This is a genomic window from Marinococcus sp. LNHM3E3-2.2, from assembly GCF_056034385.1.
In genome coordinates, this window is record NZ_JBQLIC010000007.1 from 141,303 (window position 1) to 153,029 (window position 11,727).

General features: G+C 45.3%; 12 protein-coding genes. 2 read left to right on the plus strand and 10 right to left on the minus strand.

The features are described 5' to 3' along the window. Positions 1 to 72: 72 nt before the first annotated feature. Complete coding sequence (locus ACTRXF_RS11085; protein ID WP_474262887.1) at positions 73 to 963, plus strand: universal stress protein; 891 nt, start codon at positions 73 to 75, stop codon at positions 961 to 963. A 112-nt stretch (positions 964 to 1,075) separates the two neighbouring features. On the opposite strand, the gene ACTRXF_RS11090 is transcribed toward ACTRXF_RS11085, so the two are convergent. From ACTRXF_RS11090 to ACTRXF_RS11135, 10 genes are all read right to left on the minus strand, one after another. Further along, entirely contained in the window at positions 1,076 to 2,125 is a 1,050-nt protein-coding gene (locus tag ACTRXF_RS11090) for a galactitol-1-phosphate 5-dehydrogenase (protein ID WP_474262885.1), read from the minus strand. Positions 2,126 to 2,152: 27 nt separating this feature from the next. Further along, entirely contained in the window at positions 2,153 to 2,320 is a 168-nt protein-coding gene (locus ACTRXF_RS11095; RefSeq protein ID WP_474262883.1) for a hypothetical protein, read from the minus strand. 122 nt (positions 2,321 to 2,442) lie between these two features. Continuing rightward, positions 2,443 to 3,474, minus strand: a complete 1,032-nt coding sequence (locus tag ACTRXF_RS11100; RefSeq protein WP_474262881.1) for a zinc-binding dehydrogenase — start codon at positions 3,472 to 3,474, stop codon at positions 2,443 to 2,445. 54 nt (positions 3,475 to 3,528) lie between these two features. Continuing rightward, the gene (locus ACTRXF_RS11105) at positions 3,529 to 4,791 is read right to left on the minus strand and encodes a galactitol-specific PTS transporter subunit IIC (RefSeq protein WP_462869034.1); all 1,263 of its coding nucleotides are present in this window, start codon (positions 4,789 to 4,791) and stop codon (positions 3,529 to 3,531) included. 68 nt (positions 4,792 to 4,859) lie between these two features. Beyond that, positions 4,860 to 5,144, minus strand: coding sequence for a PTS sugar transporter subunit IIB (locus tag ACTRXF_RS11110; protein WP_022794068.1), 285 nt, complete (start codon positions 5,142 to 5,144; stop codon positions 4,860 to 4,862). Next, positions 5,144 to 5,632, minus strand: coding sequence for a PTS sugar transporter subunit IIA (locus ACTRXF_RS11115; protein WP_474262879.1), 489 nt, complete (start codon positions 5,630 to 5,632; stop codon positions 5,144 to 5,146). The genes ACTRXF_RS11110 and ACTRXF_RS11115 overlap by 1 nt, the downstream gene beginning before the upstream one ends. Positions 5,633 to 5,668: 36 nt before the next feature. Then, positions 5,669 to 7,726 carry a BglG family transcription antiterminator gene (locus ACTRXF_RS11120; RefSeq protein ID WP_474262877.1) on the minus strand — a complete coding sequence of 686 codons (2,058 nt, stop codon included), beginning with the start codon at positions 7,724 to 7,726 and terminating at the stop codon, positions 5,669 to 5,671. A gap of 278 nt (positions 7,727 to 8,004) precedes the next feature. After that, positions 8,005 to 8,187, minus strand: a complete 183-nt coding sequence (locus tag ACTRXF_RS11125; protein WP_474262875.1) for a hypothetical protein — start codon at positions 8,185 to 8,187, stop codon at positions 8,005 to 8,007. 237 nt (positions 8,188 to 8,424) lie between these two features. After that, positions 8,425 to 8,739, minus strand: a complete 315-nt coding sequence (gene rhaM / locus ACTRXF_RS11130; protein ID WP_474262872.1) for an L-rhamnose mutarotase — start codon at positions 8,737 to 8,739, stop codon at positions 8,425 to 8,427. 100 nt (positions 8,740 to 8,839) lie between these two features. Continuing rightward, positions 8,840 to 10,147 (minus strand): MFS transporter, encoded by a 1,308-nt coding sequence (locus tag ACTRXF_RS11135; protein ID WP_474262870.1) that lies wholly within the window; start codon positions 10,145 to 10,147, stop codon positions 8,840 to 8,842. A 338-nt stretch (positions 10,148 to 10,485) separates the two neighbouring features. Between ACTRXF_RS11135 and ACTRXF_RS11140 the strand changes: the two genes are divergently transcribed. Next, positions 10,486 to 11,727, plus strand: coding sequence for a hemolysin family protein (locus ACTRXF_RS11140; protein WP_474262868.1), 1,242 nt, complete (start codon positions 10,486 to 10,488; stop codon positions 11,725 to 11,727).

The following is an 11,727-nucleotide window of genomic DNA, read 5'->3' on the forward strand; positions in this document are numbered from 1 at the left end:
GATATTACGCTTTTGTTTTAGGTCATTTCGTGCTCGACAAATCTATTTCTGTAAAGAAAGCGGGGCGTTATCATGATCAAACATTACCAGAATATTCTCACAGCTGTAGACAGCTCGGATGAATCCATGCAGGCATTCCGCCGCAGTCTCTCACTCGCCAGGAAACATCAAAGCCGGCTGACGGTCGCCCATGTCGTGGAGTACAGAACCTTGAACCGCCTGATTCAATATATACCAACCATTATGGAAACTGCGGGAGAACAGGGAAAAGTACTTTTAGACTTGTACAAAGCAGAAGCTGAAGGGGCTGGCATTGATATTCAGACCATCATGGAGACCGGCGTACCAAAAACCATCATCACTAAAGATCTCGCCCCGGATTATGACACAGACTTGATCATTACCGGCGCCTCCGGGGCTGGAACAGTTGGACGATTCATTATGGGAAGTGTTTCTACAGGAATCGTGCGCAATGCTAAATGCGATGTGCTCGTCGTCCGGAAAAAGGATTCAGACAGTGACTACAAAAGGATTATCATTGCCATTGACGGCTCTAAAGAAGCAGAGCACGCCTTTAACAAAGGAATAGCCCTGGCAATTGAAGAAAATGCAGCCGTGCTGATCACACATGTAATTGATTCAGTTGTACTCACATCCATGGAGCAGCATGACACCGGGCTGTTTATCGAAATGGAAAGCTATTCGGAAAAAATGCTCGAAGAATACCGGGAAAAAGCGGTGAAGGCAGGGATCGAACATGTAGAAGCTGAGCTTCATCATGGCGCTCCCAAGGTCGTTATAGCGGAAGATTTGGCTAAAAAGTATAAAGCAGACCTTATCATCGTTGGCGCTTCCGGTTTAAATACTACAGAGCGATTTTTCCTTGGAAGCGTCTCGGAAGGAGTCGTGCACCGGGCCGATTGTGACGTTTTACTTGCCCGCCTCCCGGAAGAAGAACAATAAAATATAACCAGCAGGCCTTTCCCGGAAGAATCCCCGGAGAAGCGGCCTGCTGGTTATTTGTTCTTTATACTCTTCCCATGGGTACGCTGGCAGTTATGCCTGAGCCTGTTTGTTATTTTTCCGGATGAAAAACAACCTTTACATAATTTCCTTTTCCGTTGATTAAATCATCAAAGGTTCCCGGTCCATCCGACAGCCCTGGCGTATGTGAGATCATCGGCTTTACATTGATCTGGCCGGTATTCATATAATGAAGCGCGGAGGTCCATTCCTTTCCGGGAAACGGTGACGATATCGCGTTCCAGGAGCCGAGTATCCGCAATTCATTGCGCACAATACGCTCGAAATAAAAACGTTCAATCGTAATATCTGCGTACGGGATGCCCATAAATACGACCTCACCGCCCTTCTTTGGAAGAGCAAGCACCTGCGCAGACGTCGCAGGTGCTCCTGCAGATTCCACTGCAAGATCCACCCCGTATCCTCCTGTGTGCTCCTTCACCTGCTCATGAGCCGGGCGCTGACTCGAATTGATCAATACATCCGCGCCTACTTCCCCGGCAGTTTGCAGCTTTACGTCATCGATATCAATCGCATACACCTTTTTCGCCCCAAATATTTTCGCCCACTGAACTGCCAAAAGGCCAATGCTTCCGCATCCCATTACGGCTACTTCCGCTCCGGGCTGGATACTCGTACGGTAAAAGCCATGAGCCACTACAGCTGCCGGCTCCACGAGGGCAGCTGTATCATAATCCACCTGACTCGGCAGCGGCAGAACATTTTCGGCGGGAAGTTTGACGTATTCAGCATAGGAGCCCGGGTGACGAGCACCGATCACAGTCAGATTTTCACAGCGTGAAAGCTCTCCTTTCTGACAGCTCAGACACTTCCCGCACCGAAACGTTGGACATCCTGCCACGCGGTCCCCCTGCTGTATCCCTGATACACCGGGACCGGTCTCCACGACCTCTCCTGCGAACTCGTGGCCAAAGATCATTCCTTCTACGTAAGGGCCCAGCTTTTTGTAGCGGGAAATGTCGGAGCCGCAAAGACCTGCAGCTTTGACTTTAATAACAACGTCATCAGCGTTTTCAGCCGCCGGCTTTGACGCCTCTTCGAACCGAAGGTCCTGCTGCCCGTAAAGTTTTAGACTTTTCATGTTCTTCTCCCTTCGAAAGTAACGAGATTACGATTCTGAATTCGCTGGTTCATTTTTTGCTTTTTTCTTCCCAAACAGTATTTTAATTAGTGCCGCCCCGACAATAATGGGATTAAAAATCATTTGGTGATTAAAATAAAATTCACCGATCGCACGCATTGGTCCCAACATAAAATCAAGCATTAATTCTGTCATAGTTTTCCTCCCTGATGCTTTTTCGCTGAGTATATTTCGCCTTTGACGGCGGGCAGGGAGCTCTTCCTTTTCCAGGCTCCCTGCCTTTCCATACATTAGTACCTGCATATTCCCACCAGGTACTAATCCACAGGCGTAAGCAGTACTTTAATAGCTTCTCCGTCTTTAATTTTTTGGTAGGCCTGGTCCCATTGTGTGATGTCAAATTCATGAGTGACCATTGCCCGGGCATTCACAAGCCCACTGTTCATCAGTTCAAGGGAAGGCTCCCAGTCCGCGGGCTTCTGGCTTCGGCTGCCGACCACACGAATTTCCTTTTGAATTACTTTATCAAAATCAAATTGAATATCCGGTGTTGTGAAAATACCCACCTGAGCGTATTGACCTTTTTTCCGCAGCAGGCCAATCGCCTGCTTGGCCGCTGGAACAGCTCCTGAGCATTCGAAAACGATGTCTGCCCCGTAGCCATCAGTTACGCTGTTGACGAATTCATGAAGATCTTCTTCCTGCGAATTCACAACATAATCAATTCCAAGCTCTCTCGCTTTTTCCAGACGCACTTTATCATTGGTAAGCCCAGTAATAATAACTTTGGCTCCCCTGCTCTGCGCCACCTGGGCAGTAAACAGGCCAATCGGCCCCGGGCCGATAACGACCGCAATGTCTCCGTCCGAGATCTCTGTTTTAGCTACCGCATGGTGTGTGCAGGCTAGCGGTTCTGTCATCGACGCCGACTGATAATCGACGTTTTCAGGGAGGTGGTGGAGACTCGCTTTCCGGGCGATTAAATACTTGGCAAAGGCTCCGTCGTACTGATTGCCAAGCCCTTTGCGCCAGCTGCATAAGTTGTAGTCGCCAGCCCGGCAATACCGGCACTCGCCGCAGATATAAAATGTCGTTTCGGAGGTGACCCGGTCCCCGGGCTTAAAATCACTGACTCCTTCACCGACTTCTACGACTTCACCGGCAAATTCATGGCCAAGCGTGACCGGCGCATTAACTTTATAATGACCTTCATAGGCATGAATATCAGTGCCGCAGACCCCGGCATATTTTACTTCGATTTTCACCTGGTCCTTCCCAGGTGTCGGCTCCTGTTTATCCTGTACTTCGATACTTCCGTGCTCTAAATCGGTTTTCACCAATGCTTTCATATTCTTTGCCTCCCGATGTGTTAATTTTCATGCATGTTTTGCCTGAGAGGGGAATTAGTTAAACAGCTCGAAGAATCTCCAGATGAGCCAGTTGATCAGGTTTCCGCCCTGGTCAATACTTGAAATTCGTGCGGAATCCTCCGGCATGTCGAAATCAGCGTTTTGAGCCATTGTTGTAAATACGTTGGCGATATCTGTAGCCATGTATAGTGAAAGGGCGATCATCACGGTACCTACCAGCACAGAGTGTATAATGTTACCTCTCGCTGCTCCGACGATAAATGCAACAACAAATGGAATAGTTGCAAGGTCACCAAACGGAAGCAGAGCGTTGCCAGGCAGAAATACTGCCAGAACGACCGTAATCGGCACGAGAATCAATGCAGTAGCGATAACTGATGGATGTCCCAAAAGAACGGCCGCATCCAGACCGATGTAAATTTCTTTGTTGCTGAAGTGTTTGTTCAACCAGTTTCTGGCTGACTCTGATACAGGCATTAAGCCTTCCATCAAAATCTTAACCATCCGCGGCATCAGAACCATAACAGCGGCCATAGCCATACCGATTTCAATTACTTCGCCTACACTGTAGCCAGCCAGGGCCCCAATTGCAACACCGAGGAACAACCCGATAAAGATGGATTCACCGAACACACCGAATCTTCTCTGAATGCTGTCCGGGTCGGCGCTCAGCCGGTTGATGCCGGGGATCTTCTGCAGGCCTTTTACAAGAAAGATACCTGGTGCATATGAAACGGTACTTCCTGTAGCAATCGATACGCCGGGGAGTTCATAGAAATCACTCACCATTGGCGCAGTCCAGTCAGCAATTTTCAAGGTGACAATTTGAAAGATAACTGCAGCGATAAGTCCTTGAATGATACTGCCGGATACGGTGTATACTACAGCAGCCATAAATGTATAATGCCAAAAGTTCCAGATATCCACGTTCATTGTTTTCGTTGTCTTTGTCAGAAGCATAACAACGTTCACAAGCAAGCCTAACGGAATAATAAAGGCTGCTACTGCCGTAGAAGCCCAGGCAATAGATGATGTCGCCGGCCAGCCGACGTCAATTACGTCCAGGTTGACTCCTAATCGATCAACCATTCCCTGCGCTGCCGGGCCTAAGTTATTAACCAGCAGGTCAACTACAAGAAATATACCTACAAATGCTACCCCAATCGTTAAGCCGGACCGGAAGGCTTTTCCCGGCTTCTGCCCGAATAATAAACCGAGCAAAAAGATAACCACTGGTAAAATTACTGTTGCCCCGAGATCTAAAAATCCCTGCACAAGATCTACAAATCCTTGCATGCCACTTCCCCCTCATACCTGTAATAATGAGCCCGGCTTCCCTTTTAAAACAGGAAACCGGAGCACTGTTATTTTTTCAATTCATCCAGAATTTCCTGTTTCGTATCTTCCATACCGATACCTGTCAGGAAGGAACGTGCATTGATTACCGGAAACGGATATTCCTTTTTGATCGTAGCTGTCGTTACCAGTAAATCAGCAGTATCAACATAGCTTTCTACTTCAGCTATTTTAATTTGTTTAAGGTCCACGGATAGTTTGTGTTCTTTAGCCATATCTTCAATAGCGCCGTTAACAACTGTGGAAGTTGCCACGCCTGCTCCGCATGCTACTAGTACTTGTTTTTTTGCCATTATTTTTCACCTCCTTTAAGGGATAACGCATCCAATTTTTCTTCCATGATATGCTTGATCTGTTTTTCATCCGACGTGCTGACAAGCTCATTTAAAACACTCTGATCCTGGAATACCTGCATAAGCTGCTGCAGCAGCTTCAGCTGGGAATGAGCCTCATCCATGGCAAGCATAAATACAATCTTGACCGGAACCGTTTCCGTGTCGTCTCCCATGACGATAAAGTCCACAGGCTCCTTCAGTATTCCTACACTGATTGCTTTTTGCTGTACATGCTCTACATCTGTATGAGGAATGGCAACTGCAATGTCGCCTGTCGGCAGGCCGGTAGCATATTCATTCTCTCTCTGGATCACTGCTTCAACAAAGCTTTGTTTTACCAGTTTGTTGTTCACTAAATTTTGTGCCATTGTCCGCAATACTTCTTCTTTGGATCCCCCGTCCATATCTAAAAGAATCACAGGAGTATCAAAATACAAATCGCTCATCAGGCCCCTCCTTGGTGAATTTGAAATCTTACCTGGTTAGTCTTTGGAATACGACTGAATAATTTTATATATATCTTTGATGGAATCAGCGGCTGTTATTTGATCTCTTGCGGTTTGTGAGCCTGCAAGCTTCATTAACTGCATCAGTGCGTGAATATGCTTCTGCTTATCCACAGCAGCAATGACGATCACCAGATTAATTCGGTATTCTTCGGAAAAAAGAACCCCTTCCTTCAGTCTTAACAAACTCATTCCTACTTCATTCACCCCATCTTCCGGAGAAGCGTGGGGAATCGCAATATTCGGCCCTATGACAATATAGGGATCTTCCTCGGTATAGTGCAGCATACTGTTTACATAGTCGCCCGTGATACTTCCATTTTCAAGCAGCGGAGCGGCAGCCGTTTTGACGGCCTCTTCCCAATTCTCCACGTTGCTCTCCAGGGTAATGGAGGCTGGAGTGATTAATTCATCCAGATTGTATTCAGCCTTGCCCATGCTGTAATTCACTGAGTTTTCATTATCCTTATTAATATAATTCTGAATATCTTCTATAAGTGCACTTTCATTATGAATATGAGCATGGCGGCCAATAATCTGTATGATTTCATCGATATCCAGGTGGTTTGGCAGATAGCCGTAAAGCTCGAGCATTACCTGCTTACGGAGCCGCTGCCGTTCTTCCCTGCCTAAAAATGTTTTTACTACGAACAGCTTCTTGTTGGTTTCAAGAAATGTTGGCGCAAAGACGATGTCATACTCCAGATGGTAATGAAGAAATTCCCGTACCGATAAAGAGTCCAGAAAAACAAATTCCGGAAAAAGCTCACTCAGCTCATTAAGCATCAGTCTTGAAACGGACACCCCTTGAGGGCATACCACGATGGCTTTTACTTTCTTTTCAATACTCTCGCCCTGTCTTTTCATCCAGCCCCCGATCAGCATTGTAATAAAGCTGCTCTCACTGTCCGGGATTCGGCTGCCGATCAACTGTTCAAGCGGTGCCGTGGATTGCTTTACGAGATGGTGCAGCGCTTTGAATTCTTTACTCAGCGGCACCTGTGTGGATGATGTCTCCGACAGCTGGTATTTGATACGGTAATAAGCAGGCTTAATGTGCTGAAGCAGCTTATTAAGCAGCTGGTCGCGCTCGTGTAAATACACACAGGCGCTTTTCTCAAACTGGCGCAGCATATCATCTGTGGCGGCGCCTAAATTTGGAACCACATCGTCCTCCATCGGAAAAGAGATGCTGTAGACACTTGCTGTCAGCAGGTGCAGTGTGACAAACAACCGCTCTTCCATCGGAATGTGTTCATTTTTTTTAAATATCTCCTCTGTTGCCTGATACTCTTTCGTATCCGAAAGCTCTTCATACTGGATGGAAAATGTATTAACAGCAAAGCCTTTTTTAATTCTTTTTAAAATTAAAGCTAATATATAAGGCATTGTTTCCAGCTTTTCATCAGTAAACTTCAGGCTGAGCTTGTTTTCGACATTTTCGATCCGTTGGCGGTAATCGTCGAGCTCTTCCTCGTCAATTCCAGCTATCCTTTTGATCCTCGCCGAACCGTCCTGCATGAACAGCAGCTGGTACGTAACGTTCATCAACAGCTTCCGGATCTGAAATTCCTTTCCGTCAACCAGATAACCCTCTTTGCGGGAATACTTGATTAAAAGATGAAAGTCATCAAGATACTGCTGGGCTTCTTTCAGCTCATTCAAAACGGTATTTTTACTCAGCTGCAGCTCACTTGTGAAATGATTTAATGAAAGCGGCTCTTCGCTGCTGACAAGCATCATAATGAGATAATAAGTACGCTGCTTCCCAGTGAGTATTGGCTTTTCAGCTGCAATAATTTCTTCATCCATACCGAAGTTTGTGTAAACGGACTGGTCAATAATGAAATGCCCCTGGCGCGTTCTTTCAATAACCGGAAGGTCCTTGCTTAAAAGCCAGTCGTTTACTTTATTAATGCTGTATCCCAGCTGTCTTCTTGTCAGTTGATGCTTTTCTTCAAGCGCCATGCTAGTGACCGACGGATTTCGAATTAGTTCATTTAATATTTCATTATCCCGTTCACTTAGCGGCATTTCCTTCCCCCCTTTGGTTAATTTTTATTCTATCAGCCGTCGCAATCAAAATGTATACGTTTTCATCACAGTCTTTTGAACATTTGCTGTACAATATTGTGATTTACATTCCACAAACCAACTTCGTACATTGATACATTAGGCTTACTGGTATATGTATGTACTTGAATGGTTTAACAAATTCGGCGGCCTTCAATGTTTCTTTCAAGCAATAATTGTATATTTTTATCGACAAAAAGAACAGCCACCGGCGGCAGCTGTTCTTCCCACTACTATATTTATGCTTTTTCTTTAGAATCATCAGCTTCTTTTTTCTGCTTCTCCTGAGTGCTTTCATTTTTTTCCCTGTTAACTTTAGCCCGTTTTTTTATAAAATCCATTTCCACAGGAATATAGCCGCCTTCGTTCACCATGCGGTCTATTTCACGTTCATACTCTTCATCAATCAATCGGCGGTTCATTGGTACTCCCCCTTTTTACAGCTGAGTTTTATCACACGACTGAACCAGGGTTTTCTGCACCATTTACTTTATGATCTTCCATTCACAAAAGCGGCTATTCATCCGCATTCCCCCTCATGTCTTATATGTGGGTTTGAAGGCTATCATCTTTATACTTTTCTATTCCCGTTTTTCGGGATTTTGAACAAAAAAACTCCGCTGATAGGTTTTTTTCGGCGGAGAGAAGTCTGTGATTTTTCAATCGAGATGAAATACTTCTTCAAGCGGAGTGGTAATTGGGCTGTTATCTTCGTTTGTTTCCATTAACGGCGCCATTGCTTCCCACCACTTTTGATTGATGGAGGTCGATGCCATCTGCTGCCATCGTTCTTCACTCTCTATTTCAAGATAAGCAAACAGCCTGCTCGTTTCTTTTTCAAGGAAAATCGAATAGTTGGATGCCCCGTGCCCCTTTAACGCCTCTTTCATTTCCGGCCAGAGCTGATCGTGCTTTTTAATATATTCCTCTACTTTTTCCGGATACACGTACATAATGAACGCCAAACGCTTCATATTCATGGTCCTTTCTTCAGCCGTTTTATTTCGGGAGATTCCTGCCGCTAACAATAGAAGGAAGGAAAAAATAAATTCCCCTTCCTTCAGTAACACTTGCTTATTTAACCAGGTCTTCTTTTATTTCTGCTTCTTCGGTTGTCCCGTATCGTTCGAGCTGTATTTCCTCAAGCGATTTGTTGCGTGTTTCCGGTGCAAGGGTTAATCCCACCACCATGTGCACTACCAAAAATCCGATCATAATCGCCCCGGCTGTCTGAAAACCAAACACCGTAATCAACGTTGGGATCGCGAGCGAAATCAAACCGACAAATACCCGGGCAGTACAGAAGAGAAGTCCCTGGGCCGCTGCACGGTATTTTGTATGAAACAGCTCGGCTGACCACAGACCGTAAAATGCCTGTGCACCAAAGCCTGCTGCAAGTCCCCAGAGAATAACGAAAACGAGCAATTCTAAAGTACCCATGCCACCGAATGAAAGTACTGTCCAGGCTACAATACCCATCACGGCACTTACTCCAAAGATAAGCTTACGGTTTACTCTGTCGCCTAGTTTAATGAATACAAAATAGGTGGATAATACGGTCAGTCCCCAGAGAAAAGCCTGCAGGAGATTAGCCTGGGCTCCCGAAAGCCCTCCTACCGTTTCGTAAATATACGGCATAAAATAACCCATTACGCCGGCAACCATATTCCAAAATGTATACACACCGACAAGCAGCGTGATCGCATGCAGGTTGGCACGATTCGTAAACAGCTCTTTCATGTTTTCTTTGCTGAAGATCCCGCCTTTATTTTTTGCACGATCTTCTTTCTTTTGTTTTTCCCAAATCGCGGACTCTTCAATTTTCCGCTGAAAGAGCCAGGTGATAAAAGCGATTACAAAAAGCTGAAAGAAAATAATCCGGCTTCCAAGCAGTCCTAATGGGGCCAGGATTACGGACAATATAAAGACGACCGCAGGGCCCATTGACCAGGCAAACTGTCCCCAGCCGACACGTGCTGCCCGTTCTTTTTCCGGCGCTTCCTCAGCAATGTACGTCCAGGAAGGCGGAATTCCCGCACCAACGGAAATACCGGTAATCACGTAACCGATAAGAAGCATCGGAAAGGAAAAAGAGAAAACAATTAGTAGAATACCGAGCATGTAAACCAGCAGATTATACTTATAAATAAACTTTCTCCCATATCTATCGACTAAAAAGCCGCTGACAAGCGCCCCAAGCGCAGCACCGAACCCGTTGGCACTGAGCGCTCCGAGCAGTCCCACAGTGGCATCTGTAAGGCCCAGATACTGAACCCAGAGAGTGAGCCCGGCAGCCCCGGCTACAATTGATCCTGCTTCGAGGTAATTCGACATGGACACCGAAAGGGTAGCAGCCAGACTGCCTCTTTCCACTTTTTTCATTCCGTTTCCTCCTTAAAAATTACAGACTTTTCAGCTGACCTCCTTACAACAAACAAAAAATCATTCATTTAATCATCGCCTTTTTGTTTGTTTATGTTGTTTTTATTTGTATTTTTAATTGTAAAGGCTTACACAAATGAAAGTCAACATTTTTTTATTGTCCTTCTTCTATTCTTTTTTATTTTTATTAAAAGCAAAATTGAGCAGAAAATCTTTTTGCATATTTAAATCTTACCGGACGCTTTTATGTTATTTTTAATGTTGGATAGTTGTTTGAAACGTTTAATTTACTGCAGCCAGGAAATAAAATATGAAGAAGACGCCAGTGGAGGGTACTTATGATAGCGGTTATTATATTATTTTTATTCGTTTCCTTCTTTTTATCCGGAAGTGAAACAGCTTTAACAGCAGCAAACCGGGCGCGAATGCAGTCCCGCGCCGACGAAAACGATAAACGGGCGAAAAATTTATTAAGGCTGACGAGAAAACCGGATGAGTTAATCACAGCCATCCTGATCGGAAACAACATTTCCAATATTATGCTTCCTACCCTCGTTACCGTGCTTGCCCTGAATTACAATTTTTCTGTCGGTATCGCTACTGCTATTTTGACATTTGTGCTTATCATTTTCGCAGAAGTTCTGCCTAAATCTATTGCTGCTACCTTTGCCGATAAGGTGGCCTACATAGTAGCCCCGGTGATTGCGGTGCTCGTATTCATTTTTAAGCCGCTCACATTTTTACTGAATTCTTTCACACGCGGGGTAATCAAACTGATTACCCGGGGCGAAGGGCCTTCACAGACATATTCTCGTGAAGAGATCAAAACCATGGTCGACGTAGCCTCTTCGGAAGGGACATTTGAAAAGCAGGAACAGAACCGGATTAAGCGTGTAATTGATTTTTACCGTAAGGATATACGTGACGTATTGAAGGTTCCGCGTATGGAGATTACCGGCATCCCAATCGAAAGCGATTTTCAGGAAGTGCGGGACATTACCATCAATCACAATCACACTCGGTACCCGGTGTATAACGATAATATGGATCATATCGTCGGTGTTTTTCATGCTAAGCTGCTGCTTATCTGGGCCGAACAAAGCGACAAAACCCTTAATGATTTTATTGATAACAACCCTTTGTATGTAGTAGAGACCAATTCTGTCGACAACGTGTTCAAACGAATGCTGAATGAGCAGAAGCACCTTGCCGTCGTGCTCGATGAATACGGCGGTACGATGGGTATGGTCACCCAGGAGGATATTATCGAAGCGATGATCGGCCAGGAGATTGAAGACGAGCACGATACCCGCTCTGAGCAGCTTATTGAGGAGCTGACCGACGAGGTTATTATCTGTGATGGGAAGCTCGCCATCAGCCGCTTCAACGAAATTTTTAATACCAGAGTGGAAGAAGAAGAGGATATCATTGCCGGACTGCTTTACCGGGAATTTGATCATATTCCTGAAGAGGGAGAAACTCTCCAGTATGAAAATCTTCATTTTGAAGTGCTGACAATGGATAACAATCAGATCAAACGCGTACGCGTCGTAAAGGAAGAGGAAGAAGAGGAAGACTAA